Origin of the sequence: Microbacterium dauci (assembly GCF_030065535.1) — a bacterium.
GTDB classification, from domain to species: Bacteria; Actinomycetota; Actinomycetes; order Actinomycetales; family Microbacteriaceae; genus Microbacterium; species Microbacterium dauci.
In genome coordinates, this window is the sequence record NZ_JASJND010000007.1 from 102,843 (window position 1) to 126,920 (window position 24,078).

General features: G+C 67.9%; 23 protein-coding genes. 14 read left to right on the forward strand and 9 right to left on the reverse strand.

Annotation, left to right across the window (positions count from 1 at the left end):
• Positions 1–7 precede the first annotated feature (7 nt).
• The 5 genes from dnaE to QNI14_RS11950 all read left to right on the forward strand — a co-directional run bounded on the left by dnaE (position 8) and on the right by QNI14_RS11950 (position 7,544).
• Positions 8–3,526 carry a DNA polymerase III subunit alpha gene (gene dnaE, locus QNI14_RS11930; RefSeq protein WP_283716846.1) on the forward strand — a complete coding sequence of 1,173 codons (3,519 nt, stop codon included), beginning with the start codon at positions 8–10 and terminating at the stop codon, positions 3,524–3,526.
• Between the two features lie 112 nt (positions 3,527–3,638).
• Positions 3,639–4,682 carry a hypothetical protein gene (locus tag QNI14_RS11935; protein WP_283716847.1) on the forward strand — a complete coding sequence of 348 codons (1,044 nt, stop codon included), beginning with the start codon at positions 3,639–3,641 and terminating at the stop codon, positions 4,680–4,682.
• Positions 4,683–4,702: 20 nt separating this feature from the next.
• Positions 4,703–6,004, forward strand: a complete 1,302-nt coding sequence (gene hisD / locus QNI14_RS11940) for a histidinol dehydrogenase (RefSeq protein ID WP_283716848.1) — start codon at positions 4,703–4,705, stop codon at positions 6,002–6,004.
• 12 nt (positions 6,005–6,016) lie between these two features.
• Positions 6,017–6,490 (forward strand): transcriptional regulator NrdR, encoded by a 474-nt coding sequence (gene nrdR, locus QNI14_RS11945; RefSeq protein WP_283716849.1) that lies wholly within the window; start codon positions 6,017–6,019, stop codon positions 6,488–6,490.
• A gap of 25 nt (positions 6,491–6,515) precedes the next feature.
• Positions 6,516–7,544, forward strand: coding sequence for a quinone-dependent dihydroorotate dehydrogenase (locus tag QNI14_RS11950; RefSeq protein WP_283716850.1), 1,029 nt, complete (start codon positions 6,516–6,518; stop codon positions 7,542–7,544).
• Between the two features lie 74 nt (positions 7,545–7,618).
• Here the strand turns inward: QNI14_RS11950 and QNI14_RS11955 are convergent, their stop codons facing one another.
• On the reverse strand, positions 7,619–8,179 hold the full coding sequence (locus tag QNI14_RS11955) for a DUF3043 domain-containing protein (RefSeq protein WP_283716851.1): 561 nt from the start codon (positions 8,177–8,179) through the stop codon (positions 7,619–7,621).
• A 52-nt stretch (positions 8,180–8,231) separates the two neighbouring features.
• Between QNI14_RS11955 and QNI14_RS11960 the strand changes: the two genes are divergently transcribed.
• From QNI14_RS11960 to QNI14_RS11985, 6 genes are all read left to right on the forward strand, one after another.
• Positions 8,232–9,626 (forward strand): dipeptidase, encoded by a 1,395-nt coding sequence (locus QNI14_RS11960; RefSeq protein ID WP_283716852.1) that lies wholly within the window; start codon positions 8,232–8,234, stop codon positions 9,624–9,626.
• A gap of 81 nt (positions 9,627–9,707) precedes the next feature.
• Entirely contained in the window at positions 9,708–10,073 is a 366-nt protein-coding gene (gene erpA / locus QNI14_RS11965) for an iron-sulfur cluster insertion protein ErpA (protein ID WP_283716853.1), read from the forward strand.
• A 114-nt stretch (positions 10,074–10,187) separates the two neighbouring features.
• Positions 10,188–11,093: an aa3-type cytochrome oxidase subunit II gene (gene ctaC, locus QNI14_RS11970; RefSeq protein WP_283716854.1), complete on the forward strand. Its 906-nt coding sequence runs from the start codon at positions 10,188–10,190 to the stop codon at positions 11,091–11,093.
• Entirely contained in the window at positions 11,093–12,835 is a 1,743-nt protein-coding gene (gene ctaD / locus QNI14_RS11975) for an aa3-type cytochrome oxidase subunit I (RefSeq protein ID WP_283716855.1), read from the forward strand. Before ctaC ends, ctaD begins: the two co-directional genes overlap by 1 nt.
• Positions 12,835–13,269, forward strand: a complete 435-nt coding sequence (locus tag QNI14_RS11980; protein WP_283716856.1) for a cytochrome c oxidase subunit 4 — start codon at positions 12,835–12,837, stop codon at positions 13,267–13,269. Before ctaD ends, QNI14_RS11980 begins: the two co-directional genes overlap by 1 nt.
• A 17-nt stretch (positions 13,270–13,286) precedes the next feature.
• Positions 13,287–14,078: a PP2C family protein-serine/threonine phosphatase gene (locus tag QNI14_RS11985; protein WP_283717124.1), complete on the forward strand. Its 792-nt coding sequence runs from the start codon at positions 13,287–13,289 to the stop codon at positions 14,076–14,078.
• A 6-nt stretch (positions 14,079–14,084) separates the two neighbouring features.
• Here QNI14_RS11985 and QNI14_RS11990 read toward each other — a convergent pair whose 3' ends face one another.
• From QNI14_RS11990 to ctaE, 5 genes are all read right to left on the reverse strand, one after another.
• On the reverse strand, positions 14,085–14,516 hold the full coding sequence (locus QNI14_RS11990; protein ID WP_283716857.1) for a rhodanese-like domain-containing protein: 432 nt from the start codon (positions 14,514–14,516) through the stop codon (positions 14,085–14,087).
• 93 nt (positions 14,517–14,609) lie between these two features.
• Positions 14,610–16,454 carry a cytochrome bc1 complex cytochrome b subunit gene (gene qcrB / locus QNI14_RS11995; RefSeq protein WP_283716858.1) on the reverse strand — a complete coding sequence of 615 codons (1,845 nt, stop codon included), beginning with the start codon at positions 16,452–16,454 and terminating at the stop codon, positions 14,610–14,612.
• Complete coding sequence (qcrA, locus tag QNI14_RS12000) at positions 16,451–17,530, reverse strand: cytochrome bc1 complex Rieske iron-sulfur subunit (RefSeq protein WP_283716859.1); 1,080 nt, start codon at positions 17,528–17,530, stop codon at positions 16,451–16,453. Before qcrA ends, qcrB begins: the two co-directional genes overlap by 4 nt.
• Before the next feature lie 40 nt (positions 17,531–17,570).
• Complete coding sequence (gene qcrC, locus QNI14_RS12005) at positions 17,571–18,371, reverse strand: cytochrome bc1 complex diheme cytochrome c subunit (RefSeq protein WP_283716860.1); 801 nt, start codon at positions 18,369–18,371, stop codon at positions 17,571–17,573.
• A 24-nt stretch (positions 18,372–18,395) separates the two neighbouring features.
• The gene (gene ctaE / locus QNI14_RS12010) at positions 18,396–19,040 is read right to left on the reverse strand and encodes an aa3-type cytochrome oxidase subunit III (RefSeq protein WP_283716861.1); all 645 of its coding nucleotides are present in this window, start codon (positions 19,038–19,040) and stop codon (positions 18,396–18,398) included.
• A gap of 123 nt (positions 19,041–19,163) precedes the next feature.
• Here ctaE and trpD point away from each other — a divergent pair, with 123 nt between their 5' ends.
• The gene (gene trpD / locus QNI14_RS12015; RefSeq protein WP_283716862.1) at positions 19,164–20,216 is read left to right on the forward strand and encodes an anthranilate phosphoribosyltransferase; all 1,053 of its coding nucleotides are present in this window, start codon (positions 19,164–19,166) and stop codon (positions 20,214–20,216) included.
• A 4-nt stretch (positions 20,217–20,220) separates the two neighbouring features.
• Positions 20,221–21,210 (forward strand): PHP domain-containing protein, encoded by a 990-nt coding sequence (locus QNI14_RS12020; protein WP_283716863.1) that lies wholly within the window; start codon positions 20,221–20,223, stop codon positions 21,208–21,210.
• A gap of 3 nt (positions 21,211–21,213) precedes the next feature.
• On the opposite strand, the gene QNI14_RS12025 is transcribed toward QNI14_RS12020, so the two are convergent.
• From QNI14_RS12025 to QNI14_RS12035, 3 genes are all read right to left on the reverse strand, one after another.
• A complete protein-coding gene (locus tag QNI14_RS12025) occupies positions 21,214–22,131 on the reverse strand; it encodes a 5'-3' exonuclease (protein ID WP_283716864.1) in 918 nt (305 codons plus the stop codon).
• 16 nt (positions 22,132–22,147) lie between these two features.
• Entirely contained in the window at positions 22,148–22,876 is a 729-nt protein-coding gene (locus tag QNI14_RS12030; protein ID WP_283716865.1) for a hypothetical protein, read from the reverse strand.
• Positions 22,877–22,986: 110 nt separating this feature from the next.
• Positions 22,987–23,487, reverse strand: a complete 501-nt coding sequence (locus QNI14_RS12035) for a hypothetical protein (RefSeq protein ID WP_283716866.1) — start codon at positions 23,485–23,487, stop codon at positions 22,987–22,989.
• A gap of 243 nt (positions 23,488–23,730) precedes the next feature.
• Between QNI14_RS12035 and QNI14_RS12040 the strand changes: the two genes are divergently transcribed.
• Positions 23,731–24,027 (forward strand): YchJ family protein, encoded by a 297-nt coding sequence (locus tag QNI14_RS12040; protein WP_347177837.1) that lies wholly within the window; start codon positions 23,731–23,733, stop codon positions 24,025–24,027.
• The last annotated feature ends 51 nt before the right edge of the window (positions 24,028–24,078 follow it).

Sequence of the window (24,078 nt, forward strand, 5' to 3'; positions counted from 1 at the left end):
TCGAGTGGTGGCATCCGATTCCTTCGTTCATCTGCACGTGCACAGCGAGTACTCGATGCTCGACGGAGCCGCCAAGATCGCGGCGATGACGCAGGCCGCGGCCGACTACAAGATGCCCGCGATCGCGGTCACCGACCACGGCAACACCTTCGCGGCGTTCGAGTTCTACAACGCGGCCCGCAACGCCGGCGTCAAGCCGATCATCGGCCTCGAGGCTTACGTCACGCCCGGCACGCACCGCAGCGACAAGTCGCGTGTGCAGTGGGGCTCACCCGACCAGAAGAGCGACGACGTCTCGGGTTCGGGCGCCTACACCCACATGACCATGTGGAGCCAGACCACCGAGGGCATGCACAACCTCTTCCGGCTGAGTTCGCGCTCGAGCATGGAGGGCTACTACTTCAAGCCGCGCATGGACCGCGAGCTGCTCCAGACCTACGGCAAGGGGCTCATCGCGACGACCGGATGCCCCTCCGGTGAGGTGCAGACGCGCTTGCGCCTGGGGCAGTACGAGGCGGCGCGTGCGGCTGCCGCGGAGTTCCAGGACATCTTCGGCAAGGAGAACTACTTCGCCGAGATCATGGACCACGGCTTGTCCATCGAGCGCCGAGTGATGAGTGATCTCATCCGCCTCGCGAAGGATCTTCAGATCCCCCTGGTCGCCACGAACGACTCGCACTACACGCACCAGCACGAAGCCGACGCGCACGAAGCGCTCCTGTGTGTACAGTCCGGATCGACGCTGGACGATCCCAACCGCTTCAAGTTCGACGGCGACGGCTACTACATCAAGACGGCACAGGAGATGCGGCAGCTGTTCCGCGATCACCCCGAGGCCTGCGACAACACGTTGCTCATCGCCGAGCGGTGCGAGGTCGAATTCAACACCTCCGCCAACTACATGCCGCGATTCCCCGTGCCCGACGGCGAGACAGAGGACAGCTGGCTCATCAAGGAGGTGGAGGCAGGCCTGCACTACCGGTACCCCGGCGGCATCCCCGACAAGGTGCGCAAGCAGGCCGAGTACGAGACCGGGATCATCCTCCAGATGGGGTTCCCCGGGTACTTCCTCGTCGTCGCCGACTTCATCAACTGGGCGAAGGACCACGGCATCCGCGTCGGTCCCGGCCGTGGCTCGGGTGCAGGTTCGATGGTCGCCTACGCGATGAAGATCACCGATCTCGACCCGCTCGAGCACGGCCTCATCTTCGAGCGCTTCCTCAACCCCGACCGCGTCTCGATGCCCGACTTCGACGTCGACTTCGACGACCGTCGCCGTGGCGAGGTCATCGAGTACGTGACCGAGAAGTACGGCTCCGAGCGCGTCGCGCAGATCGTGACCTACGGCACGATCAAGTCGAAGCAGGCGCTGAAGGACGCCGGCCGCGTGCTCGGGTTCCCGTTCAGCATGGGGGAGCGGCTCACCAAGGCCATGCCCCCGCCCGTCATGGGCAAGGACATGGAGCTCGGCGGCATGTTCGACCCCGAGCACAAGCGGTACAAAGAGGCGAGCGAGTTCCGTGCCCTCATCGACACCGACCCCGAAGCCAAGACCGTGTTCGAGCGCGCGCGGGGCCTCGAAGGGCTCAAGCGCCAGTGGGGTGTGCATGCGGCGGGCGTCATCATGTCGTCCGAGCCGCTGCTCGACATCATCCCGATCATGCGTCGCGAGCAGGACGGCCAGATCGTCACGCAGTTCGACTACCCGTCGTGCGAGACCCTCGGGCTCATCAAGATGGACTTCCTGGGGCTGCGAAACCTCACGATCATCTCCGACGCCCTCGACAACATCCGTACCAACCGCGGCGAGGAACTCGACCTCGAGCACCTCGCGCTCGATGACAGGCCGGCGTACGATCTGCTGACCCGCGGCGACACCCTCGGGGTCTTCCAGCTCGACGGCGGCCCGATGCGGTCACTCCTGCGGTTGATGAAGCCGGACAACTTCGAAGACATCTCCGCAGTCATCGCCCTGTACCGCCCCGGTCCCATGGGTGCCAACTCCCACACCAACTACGCGCTCCGCAAGAACGGGCTCCAGCCGATCACCCCGATCCACCCGGAGCTCGAGGAACCGCTGAAGGACATCCTCGACACGACCTACGGCCTGATCATCTATCAGGAGCAGGTTATGGCGATCGCCCAGAAGGTCGCCGGGTTCTCGCTCGGACAGGCCGACATTCTTCGGCGTGCCATGGGCAAGAAGAAGAAGTCCGAGCTCGACAAACAGTACGAGGGCTTCTCCGCGGGCATGAAGGAACGCGGGTTCGGCGAGGGCGCGATCACCGCGCTCTGGGACATCCTGCTGCCGTTCTCGGACTACGCGTTCAACAAAGCGCACTCCGCCGCCTACGGACTCGTCTCGTATTGGACGGCCTACCTCAAGGCGCACTACCCGGCCGAGTACATGGCGGCGCTGCTCACGAGCGTCGGCGACTCCAAAGACAAGATGGCCGTCTACCTCAACGAGTGCCGTCGCATGGGCATCAAGGTGCTGCCTCCCGACGTGGGGGAGTCGATCCGCTTCTTCGCGGCCGTCGGCGAGGACATCCGCTTCGGACTGGGCGCCGTCCGCAACGTCGGCGCGAACGTCGTCGACGGGATCGTCGCGGCCCGTGAGGCCGAGACGTACTCGAGCTTCCACGACTTCCTGTCGAAGGTTCCCGCGCACGTCGCCAACAAGCGCACGGTCGAGTCGCTCATCAAAGCCGGCGCGTTCGATTCGCTCGGCTCGACCCGCCGTGCACTCATGGAGATCCACGAGGATGCCACCGAGCAGGCCGTCCTCGACAAGCGCCGCGAGGCCAACGGCGAGGTCGGCTTCGACTTCGACAGCCTCTGGGGCGACGACGAGCCGCAGCAGGTCGCCCGCGTCCCGGAGCGACCGGAGTGGACCAAGAAGGACAAGCTCGCATTCGAGCGCGAGATGCTCGGTCTCTACGTGTCGGATCACCCGCTCGCGGGGCTCGAGATCCCGCTCGCGAAGCACGCGTCGACGTCGATCCACGATCTCCTTGCATCGGAAGACATCGGCGACGGCGACACCGTGACCGTCGCCGGTCTCGTCACGAGCGTGCAGCACCGCGTCGCCAAGCAGAGCGGCAACCCGTACGGCATGATCACGGTCGAGGACTTCGACGGCGAGGTGACCGTCATGTTCATGGGCAAGACGTACACCGAGTTCCAGTCGATGCTCCAAGCCGATGCGATCCTCGTCGTCCGTGGCCGGGTCTCCCAGCGCGATGACGGTCGGAATCTCCACGGTCAGTCCGTCTTCGCACCCGACCTCGGTGCGGTGGATGCCGCAGGTCCGCTCGTCCTGCTGCTGCCCGAGCATCGAGCCACCGAGACCACCATCGCGGGCCTCGCGGCGGTGCTCGACCGGCACCCCGGATCGACCGAGGTGACACTGAAGCTCCACCGCGGCGGCACGGCGAAGGTCTTCGAGGTCCCGGCGCAGGTCGATGTCACCGTCGACCTCTACGGCGAGCTGAAGGGGCTTCTCGGGCCGCAATGCCTGGGTTGACCTGACCCACCCTGCGTGGTCTGCGCGGACCCGTGTTGCCTGGGCTGCTGCCTGAGCCTCACGCGATAGGATCGCCACGGCGTGCCGACGGACGCCGTGCGGAAGGAGCATCGTGACCGACGAGAAGACCCCCGAGAACCCCACGGAGGCCTACGGGCCCGAGGACCTGAACGACACGGTCGTGCGGGCGCCGGAGTCCCAGCCGATCGAGGCGGATGCTGTCATCACGGAGGTGCCGACCGACGACGAGACGGCCGTGTACCCGGCAGCGGACGAAGGTCCGGTCGAGGCTCCGGCCGATGAATCGTCGATCGTGGCCGATGAGGTTGCCGCCGGTGGTGTGCCGCCGCAGTACGGCATCGGACCGTTCTCGCTCCGCGAGGTTTCGCTCGGCGGTGTCTGGCTGCTCGCGTTCCTGTTCTCGTTCTTCCCGCTCTACGTCGACAACGACTTCAGCCGCTTCTTCGGTGGTGCGACCGTCTGGACCTCGGGCATCGACTGGATCCTCGCCATCGGTGCGCCGACTGCCGCGGTCTTCCTCCTCGTGCTGCGTCGCTTCTCGCCCGACGGCATCCGGCGCGTCGGATCGCTCGGCATCGATCAGTTCGCGTCGGTCGCCTTCTCGGTCGCCGCGCTGGTGTGGATCGGCTGGCTGTGGGCGAATATCGCGCGCGGCATCGACAGCGGCTTCTGGCTGAGCAGCTGGGTCGTCTGGGCCGAGGTCTTCCTCATGGTCGCAGCCGTCGGTCTCACGGTCGTCGCGCCCTTCATCCCGCCGTTCCACGAAGACTTCCTTCACCGCGCCGAGACGGTCTCGCACCGTGTCGCTCGCGGCGCCCGCCCGGTCGTGACCCGTCCGGTCTCCGATGCGCGGTACACGATGGCGGCACCGTCGATCGACCCGGAGCCCGCGCCGCTCGGTGACCCGATCGATGACGACGAGCCCGCACCGATCGCGGCGCCCGCGCACCAGGCGTTCTGGGCGCTCGTCCCCGCCGAGCGCGACGTCGTCGATGACAATGGCATTCCGCTGTTCCGCATCGGACCGACGGCCTGGGCGCTCGTCATCGAGGACCGCGGCGACAGCTTCGTCGTGCGTCACGAGGACGGCCGCATCGGATACCTGACGGACGTCACGGGCGTCACACGGGGCTGACGCCCCGGTAGCCTGGGGGGATGCTCCGCACGATCGACCTCCGCGGACGCGCGGCGACCCCCGACGAACTGCTCGCTGCCGTCCCGCGCGCTGCAGCCGCACGCGATGAGGCCCTCGCCACCGCTGCCGCCATCGTCGCCGACGTCGCGGCGCGCGGCGAGGCCGCGCTCCGCGAGCAGGCGGCACGATTCGACGGCGCGAGCGATCACGCGATTCGCGTCCCCGCCGACCACCTTGATGAGGCGCTCGACGGGCTCGATCCGGCGGTCCGAGCAGCGCTCGAGCGTGCGATCGAACGGGTGCGTCGCGCCTCTGCAGCGCAGGTCCCGCCGACGGTCGTGACCGAGGTCGGACCGGGAGCGCGGATCGAGCAGACGTGGCGGCCGGTCCGTCGGGTCGGCGTTTACGTTCCGGGCGGTAAGGCGGTCTACCCGTCGAGCGTCGTGATGAACGTCGTTCCCGCGCAGGTCGCGGGAGTGACCCAGGTGGCGCTCGCGTCGCCGCCCCAGCGCGAACACGGCGGCCGAGTCCACCCCACGATCCTGGCGGCGGCGAAGCTCCTCGGTGTCACCGAGGTGTACGCGATGGGCGGCGCCGGCGCGATCGGCGCGTACGCGCACGGTGTCCCGTCGCTGGATCTCGCCCGCGTCGACGTCATCTCGGGCCCGGGCAACAACTTCGTTGCACTCGCCAAGCGGGTCGTCGCGGGCATGGTCGGCACCGACTCCGAGGCCGGCGCGACCGAGATCCTCGTCGTCGCCGATGACACTGCGGATGCGAACCTCGTCGCTGCCGACCTCGTCAGCCAGGCCGAGCACGACGAGCAGGCTGCAGCCGTCCTCGTGACCGCATCGACCGACCTGGCGGCGGCCGTCGCGCAAGCGGTCGTCGCGCGCGCGGCATCCACTCGGCACGCCGACCGCGTGGCGCAGGCCCTAGCGGGCCCGCAGTCGGCGATCGTCATCGTCGACGACCTCGCGACGGCCACCGCGTTCAGCAATGCCTACGCGCCGGAACACCTCGAACTGCACCTCGCCGACCCCCGGCCGGAGGACTACGTCAACGCAGGCGCCGTGTTCGTGGGGCCGTGGACGCCCGTCAGCCTCGGTGACTACCTCGCCGGGAGCAACCACGTGCTGCCCACGGGAGGTCAGGCGCGCTATGCCGCCGGGCTGTCGGCATCGACGTTCCTCCGGCCGCAACAGATCATCACCTACGACCGCGCCGCGCTCGCGGCCGTCGCCGACGAGATCGTCGCGCTGTCGAGCGCGGAGGCGCTCCCCGCACACGGCGAAGCCGTCACGGCTCGCCTCGACGACTAATCTGGACTCGCCATGCACTGCCCGTTCTGCCGCCACTCCGACTCCCGCGTCATCGACTCGCGCACGAGCGACGACGGCCTCAGCATCCGACGCCGTCGGCAGTGCCCGAAGTGCGGCGGCCGCTTCTCGACGATCGAGACGGCGAGCCTGAACGTGATCAAGCGGTCCGGCGTCATCGAGCCGTTCAGCCGCGAGAAGGTCATGTCGGGCGTGCGCAAGGCGTGCCAGGGGCGCCCGGTGACCGAGGGTGATCTCGCGGTGCTCGCACAGGCCGTCGAAGAGGCGGTTCGGCAGACCGGCGTCTCGCAGATCGACACGAACGAGATCGGGCTCGCGATCCTCGGCCCGCTCCGCGAGCTCGACGAAATCGCGTACCTCCGCTTCGCGAGCGTCTATCAGGCGTTCGAGACGCTCGAAGACTTCGACGAGGCGATCGGCCTGCTCCGCGAGGACCGTCTCCACAAGCAGGAGCGCGCGGGGGAGTGAGCGTCGCGCTCTAGGCTGTGAGGCGATGTATCGCCTTCTCTTCGACCTCGTCCTCCGCCGCTTCGACGCCGAGACCGCACACCATCTCGGCATGGCGGTCGTGCGCCTCGCGGGGCTCCGCATCGTCTCGCCGATCCTGCGCCCGTTCACCCGTCCCGATCCGCGGCTGCGCACCGAGGCGATGGGCCTCGTCTTCGAGTCGCCGTTCGGGATCGCGGCCGGCTTCGACAAGAACGCGGTCGGTGCGATGGGTCTGTGGGCGTTCGGCTTCGGCCACATCGAGGTCGGGACCGTCACGGCGATTCCGCAGGACGGTAATCCGAAGCCGCGCCTGTTCCGCCTCATCGCCGACCGTGCGCTCATCAACCGCATGGGTTTCAACAACCGCGGTGCGGCCGCCGCTGCCGCGCGCCTCGAGCGTATGCGCGCGCGGCATCCGCGCCCGGTCATCGGCGTGAACATCGGCAAGTCCCGCGTCGTCGACGTCACGGATGCGACCGCCGACTACGTCACCAGCACCCGCGCGGTCGCCCCCGTCGCCGACTACCTCGTCGTCAACGTCTCTTCGCCGAACACGCCCGGGCTTCGCGGGCTGCAGGCCGCCGAGACGCTCCGCCCGTTGCTCGAGGCCGTCCTGGAGGCCGCCGGCGCGACACCGCTGCTCGTGAAGATCGCGCCCGACCTCGAGGACGACGAGATCGATGCGATCGCCGCGCTCGCGGTCGACGTGGGCCTCGCGGGCATCGTCGCGACGAACACGACCATCTCGCGCGAAGGATTGACGACAGATGCCGCAGTCGTCGAGGCCTACGGCGCCGGTGGCCTCTCGGGCGCACCGCTCCGTGCCCGCGCGCTCGAGGTGCTCCGCCGCGTCCGCGCCGCCGTCCCCGAGGACTTCTGCGTGATCGCGGCCGGCGGTGTGGAGACGGCCGCCGATGTCGCCGAGCGCCTCGCCGCGGGCGCCGACCTCGTGCAGGGCTACAGCGCCTTCATCTACGAGGGCCCGTTCTGGGGTCGAAAGCTCAACCGGGGCCTTGCGGCGCTTCGCGGCTGACCAGTCACGATAAAGATCCAGCAACACGAAGGGCCCGCACCTGATCGGTGCGGGCCCTTCGTGTTGCGTTGATGTCAGGCGGGGAATGCTCCACGCGCGACCTGCGGCTTCGGCAGGCGCATGAAGCGCATCTGCACCGAGCGCATCGCGGCGTACCAGCCGAGGCCCTTCTCGCGCCGGTCGCCCCATTTCTCGGCGGCGAGCTTCTTGACCTTGCGGCTGAGCATGATCATGTCGGCGACGACGAACAGGATGAACGCCCAGAGTCCGAGGTACGCGTAGAACACGATGCTGGTGTTCGGGACGAGCGACAGCAGGATCACGAGCACGAGGAGCGGCATGACGAGCTCGCCCGCGTGCCACCCGGCATCCGTGTAGTCGCGCGCAAACTTGCGCTGCGGCCCGCGGTCACGCGGAGTGAGGTAGCGCTCCTCGCCGTTGGCCATGCCGATGCGCGCCTTCTCGCGGGCTGCAGCGAGGTCGGCCTTGGCGCGGGCGCGGGCTTCCTTCGTGTTCGCGACGAGGGGCCGCTTCCGTGCGGCCTCCTGGTCGGCGCGGGACGGCGTGGGGCGGTTCTTTCCCGGTCCGCTCGGCGTCTCGGGAGCGGTGTCTGCGGGGGGCGGGGTCTTGGCCACGGGAGTGGATCCTCGGGTTCGGTGAAGTGCGTGCGCCTTTAAGATTACCCGCATGACTTCCGACACCTCCCGTCCGGAGGCGGTCCGCGAGGCCGCCCTCGGCGCCGTCCCCGCCGCACTCGCCGATCTCGGAGCCCTCGTCCGGATCCCTTCGATCGCGTTCCCCGGGTTCGACCGTGCAGAGGTGCAGCGCAGCGCCGAGGCCGTCTCGGCGCTCGTCGACGAGCTCGACCTGTTCGACCGCGTCGAGATTAAGACCGCCGTCATCCCCGAGACGGGGGAGGAGGGGATGCCGGCCGTCCTCGCGACCCGCGCCGCCAAAAACGGTCGGCCGACGATCCTGCTCTACGCGCACCACGACGTGCAGCCCGTCGGCGACGAGGACCTCTGGGAGTCCCCGCCGTTCGAGCCCACCGTCCGTGACGGTCGCATCTACGGTCGCGGCGCCGCCGACGACAAGGCCGGGATCATGGCGCACGTCGGTGCGCTCCGGGCGCTCCGCGAAGCCCTCGGAGCCGACTTCGACCTCGGCGTCAACCTCTTCTTCGAGGGTGAGGAGGAGGCGGGCTCCGCCTCGTTCGCGCAGTTCCTCGCCGACAACGCCGATGCCCTCCGTGCCGACGTGATCGTCGTCGCCGATTCCGGCAACTGGGATGCCGCGACCCCGGCGCTCACGGTGTCACTCCGCGGCAACGTGCGCTTCACCCTCGATATCGAGACGCTCGAGCACGCGTCGCACTCCGGCATGTTCGGCGGGGCCGTGCCCGACGCGATGATGGCTGCGGTCCGGTTGCTCGACACGCTGTGGGACGAGGACGGCGCGGTCGCCGTCGACGGGCTCACCAGTCGTGACGCCGACACGCCCGAGTACCGCGAGGAGACGCTGCGCGACGAAGCGGGCCTCCCCGACGGTGTCACCCCGATCGGTCGCGATTCGATCCTCAGCCGCATCTGGAACAAGCCGTCGGTCACGATCACAGGGATCGACGCGCCGACCGTGAAGAACGCGTCGAACACCCTGGCGCCGAAGACCTCGGTCGTCCTCAGCTGCCGGATCGCCCCCGGACAGGACGCCAGGGAGGCGTACGCGGCGATCGAGGCGCACCTGCGCGCGAACGCGCCGTTCGGGGCTCGGCTCGCGTTCCGCGACGTCGACTTCGGCAACCCCTTCCTCGTCGACACGAGCGGCTGGGCTGTCTCGCAGGCGCGTGACGCGCTGGCATCCGGGTACGGCGTCGATCCGGTCGACATCGGCGTCGGGGGGTCGATCCCGTTCATCGCCGACCTCGTCCGGGAGTTCCCCGGAGCGCAGATCCTCGTGACCGGCGTCGAAGACCCGCACGCGCGCGCGCACAGCCCGAACGAGTCGCTGCACATCGAAACCTTCCGCCACGCGCTCGTGTCGGAGGCGCTCCTGCTCGAAAGCCTCGACGCGACCGTCCGTTGACGACCTCGCGGCGTAGAATCGACTGAGCACGTCGCCCCCGCTCCTGAAGAGCACTGGCGACCCGAACCCACGGGGAGAGTCATGACCGACATCGCCACGCAGACCACGGACGCCGCGCCCGCGCACGGTGTCGCCCTCACCGACGCTGCGGCGGACAAGGTGAAGAGCTTGCTCGCGCAGGAGAACCGTGACGACCTGCGCCTGCGGGTCGCGGTGCAGCCCGGCGGCTGCTCCGGCCTGATCTACCAGCTCTACTTCGACGAGCGCTACCTCGACGGCGACCAGACGGTCGACTTCGACGGCGTCGAGGTCATCGTCGACGACATGTCGGTCCCGTACCTCGACGGCGCGAAGATCGATTTCAAGGACACGATCTCGGAGCAGGGCTTCACGATCGACAACCCCAATGCCGCGGGCAGCTGTGCCTGCGGCGACAGCTTCCACTGATCCACCCGGGTCGCCTCCGGCGATTCCGGTCATCCTGAGCGGTTGGCCGGAATCGTCCCAGAGGTTGCCCTAGACTGGCATGAGTCTGACCTTCATGTCCCCGAAAGGTGCACCGTGCGCGTCAAACGCCGACTCCGCCTGGCCGCTCTCCCGCTGGGAATCGCCGTGGCGATCACCCTCGCGGCATGTAGCCCGACCACTGCGAACGGCTTCCTCCCCGGCTTCGAAGACGGCGATGGCAGCCAGGCGACCAACCACACGTCGATGATCGCCGGCCTGTGGACCACGTCCTGGATCGTCGTCCTCGCCGTCGGTGTCATCACCTGGGCGCTCATGGGCTTCGCCGCCGTCGCGTACCGCCGTCGCAAGGGCCAGTCGGGCCTGCCGGTGCAGCTGCGCTACAACATGCCGATCGAGATGTTCTTCACGATCGCGCCGGTCATCCTGGTGCTCGGCTTCTTCGCGTTCACTGCGCGGGACCAGGCCATCCTCGAGACGCAGTACGAGGACCCCGACGTCTGCATCACGGCCATCGGCAAGCAGTGGGCGTGGGACTTCCAGTACAACGGCAACGACTGCGAAGACCCGTCGGACGCGGTCTGGACCATGGGCGTCCAGGCGCAGACGGACGCCGAGGGCAATGTCATCAACGAGGTCCCCGAGCTCGTCCTCCCGGTGAACCAGAAGGTCACCCTGAAGCTCGAGTCCCGCGACGTCATCCACTCGTTCTGGATCATCGACTTCCTCTACAAGAAGGACATGTACCCGGGCCGCGACAACTACTGGTCGTTCGAGCCCACGAAGGAAGGCGAGTTCGTCGGCAAGTGCGCTGAGCTCTGCGGTCAGTACCACTCGATGATGCTCTTCAACGTGAAGGTCGTCTCGCAGGACGAGTACCAGGACTACCTCGCCGAGCTCGAGGCCGCCGGCCAGACCGGTGACATCGACGACGTCTACGACCGTCAGCAGAACCTGCCCGGAACCGACGGTTCGGGCGAAGCCGAGGGAGCAGAGCACTGATGGCCACCAACGTCCCCTCCGGACAGCCGCTCCCGCCGCGCCAGGCGGCGCTGCTCAGCAGCAGCCGCGTGGAGCACAAGGGCAACATCATCGTCAAGTGGATCACCTCCACCGACCACAAGACGATCGGGTACATGTACCTGATCGCCTCCGTGCTGTTCTTCATGCTCGGCGGCGTCATGGCGCTCATCATCCGCGCAGAGCTCTTCGAGCCGGGAATGCAGGTCGTCCCGACCAAGGAGCAGTACAACCAGCTGTTCACGATGCACGGCACGATCATGCTGCTGATGTTCGCGACGCCGCTGTTCGCCGGCTTCGCCAACGCGCTGCTGCCGCTGCAGATCGGTGCCCCTGACGTCGCTTTCCCGCGTCTGAACGCCTTCGCCTTCTGGCTCTTCACGTTCGGCTCGCTGATCGCGGTCGCCGGATTCCTCACCCCGCAGGGTGCCGCCGCCTTCGGGTGGTTTGCCTACCAGCCGCTCGCCAACGAGAGCTTCTCGCCTGGTGCCGGTGGAGACCTCTGGATGCTGGGCCTCGGTATGAGCGGTTTCGGCACGATCCTCGGTGGTGTCAACTTCATCACCACGATCATGACCATGCGCGCCCCCGGCATGACGATGTGGCGCATGCCGATCTTCAGCTGGAACACGCTCGTCACGAGCATCCTGATCCTCATGGCCTTCCCGGTGCTGGCTGCGGCGATGCTGGCGGCTGCCGCCGACCGCGTCCTCGGCGCGCACATCTACGACCCGGCCAACGGCGGTGTCCTGCTCTGGCAGCACCTCTTCTGGTTCTTCGGCCACCCCGAGGTGTACATCATCGCGCTGCCGTTCTTCGGCATCGTGTCGGAGATCTTCCCGGTCTTCAGCCGCAAGCCGATCTTCGGGTACAAGACCCTGGTCTACGCGACCATCGCCATCGCGGCGCTGTCCGTGTCGGTGTGGGCTCACCACATGTACGTGACCGGCGCCGTGCTCCTGCCGTTCTTCGCCTTGATGACGATGCTCATCGCGGTTCCGACCGGTGTGAAGATCTTCAACTGGATCGGCACGATGTGGCGTGGGTCGATCACGTTCGAGACGCCGATGGTGTTCGCGCTCGGCTTCCTGGTGTCGTTCGTGTTCGGTGGTCTGACCGGTGTCATCCTGTCGTCGCCGCCGCTCGACTTCCACGTGTCGGACTCGTACTTCGTCGTCGCGCACTTCCACTACGTCGTCTTCGGCACGGTCGTGTTCGCGATGTTCGCCGGCTTCTACTTCTGGTGGCCGAAGTGGACCGGCAAGATGCTGAACGAGCGCCTCGGCCTCGTGCACTTCTGGCTGCTGTTCATCGGCTTCCACCTGACCTTCCTCATCCAGCACTGGCTCGGCGCAGACGGCATGGTCCGTCGCTACGCGGACTACTCCGCGGCCGACGGCTGGACGTGGCAGAACCAGGTGTCGACGGTGGGCTCGATGGTCCTCGCAGCATCCATGGTCCCGTTCCTCCTGAATGTCTGGATCACGGCACGCACCGCGCCGAAGGTCACCGTCAATGACCCCTGGGGGTACGGCGGTTCGCTCGAGTGGGCCACCAGCTGCCCGCCGCCGCGGCACAACTTCACGTCGATCCCGCGCATCCGCAGTGAGCGTCCGGCATTCGATCTGAACCACCCTGAGGCCGGGATCCCGGTCGGCGTCGGCCCGGCCAAGGACGCGCCCGACGCACCCGTGATGGATCTGGCGAACGGTGAGGTCAAGTAATGAAGACCAACGTCAACCTGTGGTGGATCCTCACGGCCTTCTTCGGCCTCGTGGCCGTGGTCTACACGGTCTGGAGCATCCTCGCTCACCCCTCGCTCGTCTGGTACAACGCGATCGAGTGGGTCGGATCCGTCGCCCTCGTGTTCGTCACGGCGATGGCCGCGATGATCGCGTTCTACACGTCGCGTGTCGAGCGCGCCCAGGGTGGAGAGCTGCCCGAGGACTCGCTGACGGCCGACATCGACGACGGTGACCCCGAGATGGGTGAGTTCTCGCCCTGGTCGTGGTGGCCGCTCGTGCTCGCCTTCTCCGCGGCGCTCGCGTTCATCGGGCTCGCCGTCGGTGACTGGATGGTCCCGATCGGATTCGGCGTCTTCGCTGTCGCGATCATCGGCTGGGTCTACGAGTACTACCGCGGGTACTTCGCACGCTGAGCACCTCAGATCTGCGCATTCGCGCCGGCGTCCGTTCCGACGTCGGCGCGTTTCGCGATGTCAATCAGGATGCCGCATTCACGGCGCCGTGGGCGGCAGCAGTCGCGGACGGCGTCGGCGGGGGCCCATCGGGTGATCTCGCGTCCGCGGCGCTCATCCACCGGCTGATCGCCGCGGGCGCATCGATCACCGAGGCCGAAGACCTCGTCGTGCGACTGCGGGCCGCGAACTGGGATCTCGGCGCGTACGTCCGCCGCGATCCCGAGCTCGCCGGCATGGCCAGCACCTTGACCGGCGTGTGGCTCACCGAGTCCGGAGGGCTGCTGCTCGCGCACACGGGAGACTCCGGTGCCTATCTCGTCCGTGACGGCCAGCTGACCCGGGAGACGCGCGACGACTCGTTCGTGCAGATGCTCGTGGAGCGCGGGATGCTCACACCCGAAGCGGCGTGGTCGCACCCGCGTCGCAACATTATCACCGCGTCGCTGAGCGGCTCGGAGGGCGACGTCGTCCGTGTCGAGACCCGAGATGCGCAGCCCGGGGACCGGTGGCTGCTGTGCAGCGATGGTGTGACGGACTACGTCCCCGAGGCTGAGCTCGCACCGCTGCTCGCCGGGACCACCGACCCGCAGCACGCCGCCGACCTGATCGTCGGGCTCGCGCTCGAGGCGTCGTCTCGCGACAACGTCACCGCAGTCGTCTGCGACATCGAATCGGGCGAGCGTCAGCCGCGCGCTGTGCCGGTTGTGGCGGGCGCAGCCGCAATTCGCTACCCCGAAGTCATCGAAGCGGGGTTGGCGACCGCCTGACGCGTCTCAGCTCGCGTCGACCGAACGTGGCCGAACGACCATGACGAGCGGGTCGAACGTGCGGGGGAGCGGACCGTCGACGCCATCGACCGGGTACCCCTCCCGCGCCCAGTACTCGTACCCGCCGATCATCTCGCGTACCTCGTACCCGAGTTTCGCGAACTCGACGGCGCCTTTCGCGCCGGCGTTGCATCCAGGGCTCCAGCAGTAGACGACCACCGGGGTGTCGGACGGGATCTCGGATGCCGCCCGTGCAGCGATGTCGCGGTAGGGCATGTGCAGCGCGCCACGCGCGTGACCCTGGTTCCACGCATCGATGCTCCGGACGTCGACGAGCACGAAGCGATCGCCCGCCTGCTGCGCCGCATAGGCGTCGCTCGCATCGGTCTCGTGCCGGAGCTTCTGCTCGAAGTAGGTCTGGGTGTCGTTCACGCTCATGACGCCGACGCTACGGCAACGCGAAAGCGGTGGGGAGCGACCTCTCGGTCACTCCCCACCGCTTTTCTGCCAGCCTGCATCGGCCAGCGAGGATCACTCCGCCGAGTCGGCGTCGCCCTTCGGCTTGCGGGGCTTCTTGGTCGACTTCGGCGCATCGTCGGGGACGATGATGTTCGACGGCCGGTTCGCAGTCTCCGGGTTGTGACCGTCCTCGATCGGGTGCAGCGGAGCGTCCGGCACACCGGCGCGCTCGTGGGCGCCCTGGATCTCGGCGGCCTCCTCCTCGGCGATGTGGTCGAGCTCGTGGTGCTGGTGGGCAACCGCAGCGTCGATCTCGCTCTGGGTGACGGGGGAGAGGCGGTCCTCGAAGAACCAGCGCGACAGCGACGAGCGCAGGTGCTGGTGCCACGGGATACGGCCCTGATCGTTCGGACGCACCACGAGCGGCTCGTTGATCTCGAAGTCGATCAGCTTCACGCGCTCGTAGGCGTCGACGGGCTGGTGCACCTCGATGTACTCGCCACCGGGGAGGCGGACGATGCGGCCCGACTCGTAGCCGTGCAGCGCGATCTCGCGGTCCTTCTTCTGCAGCGCGATCGCGATCCGCTTGGCCACGAAGTAGCCGATGACGGGGCCGATGATCAGGAGCGCCTGCAGGGTGTGGATGACACCTTCCATCGTGAGCGAGAAGTGCGTCGCGATGATGTCGGAGGATGCCGCAGCCCACAGCACTGCGTAGAAGATGACGCCGGCGACACCGATGGCGGTGCGGGTCGGCGCGTGACGCGGACGCTGAGCGATGTGGTGCTCACGCTTGTCGCCGGTGATCCACGCCTCGATGAAGGGGTAGACCGCGACGAGCACGATGAACAGGCCGAGCACCAGGACCGGGATCAGGATGCCGAGCGACAGCGTGTGGTCGAAGATGACGAAGTCGAGGTTCGACGGAGCCAGACGAAGCGCGCCGTCCGCGAAGCCGATGTACCAGTCGGGCTGGGTACCGGCGGACACGGGGGAGGGGTCGTACGGGCCATAGTTCCAGATCGGGTTGATCGTGAACAGCGACGCGATCAGCACGATCACACCGAACGTGATGAAGAGGAAGCCACCCATCTTCGACATGTAGATCGGAACCATCGGGTACCCGACGACGTTGTCGTTGGTGCGGCCGGGGCCGGCGTACTGCGTGTGCTTGTTGATGATCATCAGCATCAGGTGCACGACCAGGAGGCCGATGAGGATCAGCGGCAGCAGCAGGATGTGCAGCGTGTACAGGCGGCCGACGATCGCCATGCCCGGGAACTCGCCGCCGAAGAGCAGGTACGAGGTCCAGGTGCCGATCAGGGGGAAAGCCTTGATCATGCCGTCGATGATGCGGAGGCCGTTCCCCGAGAGCAGGTCGTCGGGGAGCGAGTAGCCGGTGAAGCCCTCAGCCATCGCGAGGATGAAGAGGATGAAGCCGACGACCCAGTTGAGCTCGCGAGGCTTGCGGAACGCACCGGTGAAGAAGATGCGCAGCATGTGCACACCGATCGACGCCACGAACAGCAGTGCCGCCCAGTGGTGCATCTGGCGGACGAGCAGACCACCGCGGAGGTCGAACGAGATAGCCAAGGTCGACTCGAGGGCCGCCGACATCTCGATGCCACGCAGCGGGAGGTAGGCGCCGTTGTAGTGGGTCGGCGCCATCGAGGCCTCGAAGAAGAACGTGAGGAACGTGCCCGAGAGGAACACGACCACGAAGCTCCACAGGGCGATCTCGCCGAGCATGAACGACCAGTGGTCGGGGAAGATCTTCCGGCCGAGCTCCTTCACGAGCCCGGAGATGCTCGTGCGCTCGTCGAGGTAGTTCGCGGTCGCTCCGACGAAGCGTCCGCCGAGGGGCTTGTCCGCCGGCTTCGCGGCGGCTGCCGGTGCGGTCTCAGTCGCGGTGCTCAATGACGCTCCCAGAAGCTCGGGCCGACGGGCTCCTCGAAGTCGCTCATGGCGACGAGGTAGCCCTCAGCGTCGACGGTGATCGGCAGCTGCGGCAGCGGACGTGCAGCCGGGCCGAAGATGACCTCGGCACCACGCGACACGTCGAACTGCGACTGGTGGCACGGGCAGAGGAGGTGGTGGGTCTGCTGCTCGTACAGTGCGACGGGGCAGCCGACGTGCGTGCAGACCTTGGAGTACGCGACGATGCCGTCGTACGACCACTCAAGGCGGTTGTGCTCGGCGGGGAGCTGCTCGGGCAGAAGGCGCATGAGCAGGACGATCGCCTTGGCCTTCTCCTCGAGGTATCCGTCGTGGTGGCTGAGGTCCTTCAGCTTCTCGGGGATGACGTGCACGGCCGAGCCGAGCGCGACGTCCGCGGCGCGGATGGGGAGGCCCGAGGGGTCGTGCGCGAGGCGGTCGCCCTTCTTCCACATCGTGTGCTTGAGGAGCGCGACCGGGTCTCCGACCAACGGGTGGTCGGGGTCGTTCGAGCCGTGCGGTGCGAGACCGCGGAAGAGCGTGACGCCGGGGATGATCGACGCCACGAGCGCAGCGATCAGCGAGCCGCGGATCGCCGTGCGGCGCCCGAAGCCGGACTCCTCGTTCGCCTCACGGAACACGTTGACGGCGGCCTCGCGGGTCGACTCCTGACCGCGCGTGCTGTGGCGGGCCTCGATGTGCTCCTTGTCCGACATGATCGCCTTCGACCAGTGGATGGCGCCGATGCCGATGGCCAGCAGCGCGAAGGCGATGCCGAGACCGATGAAGAGGTTGTTGTTGCGGATGGCGCCGAAGTCGCCGCTCTCGATCGGGAACAGCATGTAGGCGGCGACCGCCCACAGGCTCGCAGCGAGCGAAATGTAGAACAGCGTGTAGACGGTACGGACGGCGCGCTTCATGGCGGCCGGGTCCTTGTCGGTCATCCGCTCGCGGTGCGGCGGAAGGCCCGGGTTCTGCACGGGGTCGGTCACCGCGACGGCGAGTCCCGACGAAGGCGTCGCCTTCTCGAGTGCCTGCGGCTCTTCCTCGTGTGACATTGTGCTCCTCGGTTCGAAATTCTCTTGCGTCAGTGTGGGCTCAGTTGGACTTCGCCGTGATCCACACGGTGATGCCGATCAGGGTGCCGATACCGAAGATCCAGATGAACAGACCTTCCGAGACCGGGCCGAGCGAGCCGAGGGTGAAACCGCCGACGGGTTCGCTGTCCTGGAGATACATGAGCGCCGAGATGATGTCGCGCTTCTCCTCGGTGGTGAGGGTCATGTCGTTGAAGACCGGCATGTTCTGCGGGCCGGTGACCATCGCTGCGTAGATGTGCAGCGGGCTGGTCTCGGTCAGCGCGGGGGCGTACTTGCCCTCGGTGAGCGCGCCACCGGCTGCGGCGACGTTGTGGCACATGGCGCAGTTGATGCGGAAGAGCTCGGCGCCCTCTGTCAGGTTGCCGCCGCCGTCGAGGATCTCCGGCTCGGGGTACGTCGGTCCGGGGGCCACGGACTGCACCCACGCGGCGATCGCCTCGATCTGCTCCTGCGTGAACTGCGGGGTCTTCTGCGGTGCCTGCGGTCCCTGCGCCTGCAGCGGCATCCGGCCGGTCGCCATCTGGAACTCGACCGAGAGCTCACCGACGCCGTACAGCGACGGGCCGTCCGCGGTGCCCTCCATGTCGAGGCCGTGGCAGGTCGCGCAGTTCGCCTGGAACAGCTTCTTGCCGTCCTCGACGGTGAGCGTCGAGGCCGTGTCGGTCGACTCGGTGGACGCCATCGCCGCGGATGCGCCCGCGTAGATGCCGCCCGTCAGCAGGAGGCCGACGCCGATGAGGGCGGCTGCGGCCCACTTGCTACGACGGCCGGTCTGCCGACGCGGGGTCTTGGATGCCATGAAGGTACTCAGCTCCGCTCTGTGTTACTTGAGGAAGTAGATGACGCCGAAGAGGACGAGCCACACGACATCGACGAAGTGCCAGTAGTACGACACGACGATGGCGGAGGTCATCTCCTTGCGACCGAAGTTCTTGACCGCGTAGGCGCGGCCGATGACGAGGAGGAAGGCGATCAGACCGCCGGTGACGTGCAACGCGTGGAAGCCGGTCGTGATGTAGAACGCCGACGCGTACGAGTCCGCGCTGATGGCCATGTTCTCGGCGACGAGGGTCGCGTACTCCCAGACCTGGCCCGAGACGAAGATCGCGCCGAGGATGAACGAGGCGAAGAACCATTCGACCATGCCCCACTGGCGGAAGTTCCAGATCGAGCCCTTGCGGTACGGCTGGAACCGCTCAGCGGCGAAGACGCCGGCCTGGGCGGTCACGGAGGAGAACACGAGGATCGCGGTGTTCACGGCGGCGAACGTGACGTTCAGCAGCTCCGTGCGCTCCTCCCACAGGCCGGGGGAGGTGTTGCGGATCGTGAAGTAGATCGCGAACAGACCTGCGAAGAACATCACCTCGCTGCCGAGCCAGACGATGGTGCCGACGGCAACCGGGTCCGGTCGTTTCACCGAACGCAGTGCCTGGTTGTAGGTCGCAGGAGTGGTCGTCACGCTCCCCATTATGGCCGATTTCGAGCACGAGGTTTCGCATCCCTGAAGGTGGTTCCGTCTTTCGGTGAGGTGAGGGCGACCTAAGTTCGGGCCGCGAGTCCGCTGACAGACTGCTGAGTAGGATCGGGGGTCATGGCGGATACCTCCACGTGGCCCGAGATCCTCACCTCCCTTCTCGCGAAGGACGATCTCAGCGTGTCGGAGTCGACATGGGCGATGCGGCAGGTGATGACGGGGGATGCCACGCCGTCGCAACTGGCGGCGTTCCTGGTCGCGCTACGCGCGAAGGGCGAAACGGTCGACGAGATCGTCGGGTTCCGTGATGCGATCCTCGAGGCGGCTGTGCCACTCCCGGTTCCCGCCGACGTCCTGGACATCGTCGGCACGGGCGGCGACCGCTTCGGCACGGTGAACGTCTCGACGACGGCGTCGATCGTCGTGGCGGCGGCCGGTGTGCCGGTCGTGAAGCACGGGAACAAGGCGTCGAGCTCGAAGTCCGGCTCGTCCGACGTGCTCGCCGCGCTCGGCGTGGACCTGACGCAGAGCCCGGAGCGGGTGGCATCCGTCCTCGAGGAGGTCGGGATCACGTTCGCGTTCGCGGCGGCATTCCACCCCGGGTTTCGCCACGCCGGGCCGACACGCGCCGAGCTCGGCATCCCGACGGTTTTCAACTTCCTCGGGCCGCTGTGCAACCCAGCGCGCGCCGAGGCCAACGCGGTCGGTGTCGCGCAGCTCGACCGGGTGCCGCTCATCACGGGCGTGTTCCGCACCCGCGGCGCGACCGCGCTGGTCTTCCGCGGCGACGATGGCATGGACGAGCTCACGACGACCGGTCACAGCCGCGTGTGGGAGATCACCCGGGGCGACGTCCGCGAACACGATCTCGACCCGCGCGACCTCGGCCTCGCCCGCGCCGAGATCTCGGATCTGCTCGGTGGGGACGCGACGCACAACGCCGATATCGTTCGGCGGATGCTCGGGGGAGAGCGCGGTGCGGTGCGGGACATCGTGCTGCTGAACGCTGCGGCCGGCCTCGTGTCGTTCCGGCTCTCGCAGGATGCCTCGCAGTCGCAGCGGCCGTTCCTGGAGCGGCTCGCCGACGGGCTCGCCGACGCGACCGCCGCGGTCGACTCGGGTGCCGCCGCCGCGAAGCTCGACGCGTGGGTCGCTGCGACGCAGGGATGACCGGATGGACCCCGTCGCCGCGCTGACCGAGATCGCCGAGCTCCTCGAGCGCGACCGGGCGTCCCGGTACAAGTCGAAGGCGTTCCGCGCGGCGGCGCAGACCGTCGGTTCGATGTCTGCTGCCGAACTCGCCGACACCGCTCGCCTCCGGTCTCGGAAGGGCATCGGCGACTCGACGTTCGCGGTCATCTCGCAGGCGTTGGCCGGGCGTGTTCCCGACTACCTCGACGAACTGCGTGCCCGTGTGGCGCCGCCGACCTCCTCTGCGTTGCGCGCACGGCTGCGCGGCGACCTGCATGCGCACTCGGAGTGGTCGGACGGCCTGACGTCGATCGACCTGATGGTGGATGCCGCGCGTGCCCTTGGGCACGAGTACTTGGCGCTGACCGACCACTCGCCGCGCCTCCGCGTCGCGCGCGGGCTGTCCGCCGAGCGACTGCGTGAACAGCTCGAACTGCTCCCCGCGTTCTCGGGCGACGGGTTCACGCTTCTCAGTGGCATCGAAGTCGACATCCTCGACGATGGGTCGCTCGACCAGGAGGACGCGCTCCTCGGCGAGCTCGACATCGTGGTGGCATCCGCGCATTCCAAGCTCCGGCTGGAATCGCGTCCGATGACGCGGCGGTTGGTGGCGGCCGCGTCGAATCCGCGTGTCGACGTGCTCGGTCACGTCACCGGGAGACTCGTCAGCGGCGCGCGCGGCACGAGGCCGCAGTCGACCTTCGACGCGCGAGCGGTGTTCGAGGCGTGCGCGGAGCACGATGTCGCCGTGGAGATCAACTCGCGCCCCGAGCGCGAGGATCCGCCGGACGATCTTCTGGCTCTCGCGGTCGAGATCGGCTGCCTGTTCGCAATCGACTCGGATGCGCACGCGCCGGGCCAGTTGTCGCTGCTCGACCACGGTGCGGTGCGCGCAGAGCGGATGGGGATCGACCCCGACCGCATCGTCACGACGTGGCCGCTGGATCGGCTGCGCGCATGGTCGCGCGGTTGACGCTCAGGCTCGCGCGCTGATCGCCTGCGCGGCTCGGTCTGCCGAGGAGCCGAGCGACCAGGCCGAGGCGAGGGCGCTGACCTCTGCTTCGTCGGGGACGGTGAGGCGGGCGTCCACGCTGGGGAGGTCGAGGTCGCGGACGACCTCGACGAGCGTGGGTGCGACGGCGAGATAGTCGGCGGCGGCGAGGATCTTGGTGCGGACGCCGACGCTCATGCCTTCACCGGCGGCGGCTGCTGCCTGGATGCCGGCGAGGTCGCCGTGTGCTGCGAGGAGGGTCGCCGCGGTCTTCTCGCCGACCCCTGCGACTCCGGGGAGTCCGTCGGATGCGTCGCCGCGCATGACGGCGAAGTCGGCGTACTGCGTCGGGAGGACGGCATACTTCGCCGTGACGGCGGCGTCGGTGAGGACTTCGAGGTTGCTCATGCCGCGTCCGGTGTAGATGACGCGGATGCCGCGAGCGTCGTCGACGAGTTGGAACAGGTCCCGGTCGCCGGTGACGACGTCGACGGCGATGTCGCTCTGGCTGGCGAGGCTGCCGATCACGTCATCGGCCTCGTGCTCGGCGGCACCGACGATGGGGATGCGGAGGACGCCGAGGGCTTGCCGGATGACGGGGATCTGGATCTCGAGCGGGTCGGGCACCTCTTCGACGTCAGGTCCGGCCGCGACGACCTCGACGACGCGGTGCGCCTTGTAGCTGGGGATCAGGTCGACGCGCCACTGCGGACGCCAGTCGTCGTCCCAGCAGGCGATGACGTGGGTGGGCTCGTAGGCGGAGACGAGCTTCGCGATCATGTCGAGCAGTCCGCGGACGGCGTTCACCGGTCGTCCGTCGGGCGCCTTGACGGTGTCGGGCACGCCGTAGAAGGCGCGGAAGTAGAGCGAAGCGGTGTCGAGCAGCATGAGGCGGTCGGTCACGCCGCCATCCTCGCACTCAGCAGCCGGCGCCGGCGGGGTCTTCGACGCAGGTCCGCTCGACGAGGGCGGTCTCGACCTCGACGATCCGGATCGTGGTGTCCGGCGTCGAGCGCTCGAGGGTGCCCGCGACGGGGAACCAGCCGAAGCCGGCGTCGCCTTCCGCGGCGTATTCGACGTCGACGGATGCCGCGTACGTCCCGGCCTCGGCGTATGCATGGCTGGTGTCCGTGGCCGTGAACTGCGGTGCACCGAGCTCGTCCCAGCTTGTGCCGGCGGTCGTCGTCTCGCGGCTGGTGCCGTCGCCGAAGTGGAAGGTATACCCGACCGGCGTGAAGCGGACCGTCACGGGTACGTCGAAGATCTCCCCGTCGACCGAGTGCGTCTGCACGTCGACGACGAAATTGGTTGGCATGCCGACGACGCCCATGCCGCCGGGTTCGCCTTGGAGCCCCGTCGGGGTCGGTGCGTATGCCGCGACGTCGTCGATCGTCGCGGTCGTGACGTCCGGGCCGGTCGACTCGGGGTCGGTGGGGATCAATGCGAAGCGGTCGCAGAACCACTCGTAGGCGCAGTCGGTCTCGTGCAGGTCGGAGGTCACGCCGCCCGGGTAGAGGACCCGGATCGGTTCCGGAAGCTCGTCGGCCGGCACGAACTCGGGGTACGTCCGGCCGCCCGGTCCGTCGGTGCTGCCGCTGCCCCCGTCTCGGCCGCCATGCTCGACCTCCTGCTCGGCCCCGATCGTCACCGATTGCCCGTCGTTCTGCACCTCGCAGTCCCCGAGCCAGCCACTGTTACTCCCGCAGGTTCCGCCGAGAGCGGCAGATGCGAACGCCTGCGTGACTAGCGTCGAGGCGATTACGGCCGCGGCGACGCGCACGGTTCGTCCTCCGCCCTTGGCTCAATCTTCGTGAGCGCAAGCAACTCGTCGACTTGTGCGACCGAGACTCGAGTGGATTGAAGATCCTTTCTGTCGTCGGAGACCAAAGAGTTCCCGTCCGCGTCCACGACATGCACGTCGGACACATCCGTACACACATCAAGCGTGATGGAGTCGTCGCTGACCTGTGACCCTTCGATTGAGAGCACTTCAGTACGGCCACTAACCAGGGTCCCGGACGCATGCATCTCGGAAAAGCTCTTCCGATCGAGGTCATTCAGCTCGCCGCTAGTTAGCGCATACACGGGCTCGAAGGTCGCGGGATCTGCGAGGTCGACCTCATTTAGCGCATCGACGTACGCGCGGTAGGTGGCCTCGGCTGCGGCGAAGGCTTCCTCCTCGGACGCGAAGCCGGTCGGCGTCGGTGTGGGCGCGGGCGACGGGGCGCAGCCTGCCAGCAGCGCGCTGAGCGCGATCACTCCGGCAGTCCACCCGATCCCGTGTCCTCGACGCATGCGACCACCGTAGCCAGCGGTGTCCGGGCGGCGCGGTGTTGTCCACAGGTCGTAGGCTCGAGGCCCGATGAGCAGCAAGGGTGGAGAAGGATGACGTTCGGCGCAGCCGCATCCGTCCCGAGGGGGCGCCGCCCGGCGGCGGACGCCGCCTGTCCGTGCGGCGCGGGCCGCTTCGGCGAATGCTGCGGACCGGTGCTCGCGGGCGCGATGGCTGGCACCCCCGAACGTCTCATGAGATCGCGGTACACCGCGTTCGCGCTCGGCGATGTGCGCCACCTCCGCGACACGTGGCATCCCGGAACCCGTCCAGAAGATCTCACGCTCGATGCCGATACGGAGTGGGTCGGACTCGAGGTGGTGGCGCACACCGAGGACGGCGATCGTGGGATGGTGTCGTTCCGCGCGCACTGGCACGAACGGGGGAGCGGGTCGCGCGGTGTGCTCGAGGAACGCAGCCGGTTCGCGCGGCGGGCCGGCGCCTGGTACTACGTCGACGCTGTCTGATACCCTGGAGCGTCACGCATGTGGCTCTTCTGCCACGCCTGCGCGACATCG

Coding starts and splice junctions, on each gene's coding strand:
- QNI14_RS12040 (WP_347177837.1), top strand. CDS start 23,731: ATGGCTGGCACCCCCGAACGTCTCATGAGATCGCGGTACACCGCGTTC.
- QNI14_RS11980 (WP_283716856.1), top strand. CDS start 12,835: ATGAAGACCAACGTCAACCTGTGGTGGATCCTCACGGCCTTCTTCGGC.
- QNI14_RS12020 (WP_283716863.1), top strand. CDS start 20,221: ATGGACCCCGTCGCCGCGCTGACCGAGATCGCCGAGCTCCTCGAGCGC.
- QNI14_RS11950 (WP_283716850.1), top strand. CDS start 6,516: ATGTATCGCCTTCTCTTCGACCTCGTCCTCCGCCGCTTCGACGCCGAG.
- ctaE (WP_283716861.1), bottom strand. CDS start 19,040: ATGGGGAGCGTGACGACCACTCCTGCGACCTACAACCAGGCACTGCGT.
- qcrA (WP_283716859.1), bottom strand. CDS start 17,530: ATGTCACACGAGGAAGAGCCGCAGGCACTCGAGAAGGCGACGCCTTCG.
- trpD (WP_283716862.1), top strand. CDS start 19,164: ATGGCGGATACCTCCACGTGGCCCGAGATCCTCACCTCCCTTCTCGCG.
- QNI14_RS11990 (WP_283716857.1), bottom strand. CDS start 14,516: ATGAGCGTGAACGACACCCAGACCTACTTCGAGCAGAAGCTCCGGCAC.
- qcrC (WP_283716860.1), bottom strand. CDS start 18,371: ATGGCATCCAAGACCCCGCGTCGGCAGACCGGCCGTCGTAGCAAGTGG.
- ctaD (WP_283716855.1), top strand. CDS start 11,093: ATGGCCACCAACGTCCCCTCCGGACAGCCGCTCCCGCCGCGCCAGGCG.
- QNI14_RS11960 (WP_283716852.1), top strand. CDS start 8,232: ATGACTTCCGACACCTCCCGTCCGGAGGCGGTCCGCGAGGCCGCCCTC.
- hisD (WP_283716848.1), top strand. CDS start 4,703: ATGCTCCGCACGATCGACCTCCGCGGACGCGCGGCGACCCCCGACGAA.
- erpA (WP_283716853.1), top strand. CDS start 9,708: ATGACCGACATCGCCACGCAGACCACGGACGCCGCGCCCGCGCACGGT.
- nrdR (WP_283716849.1), top strand. CDS start 6,017: ATGCACTGCCCGTTCTGCCGCCACTCCGACTCCCGCGTCATCGACTCG.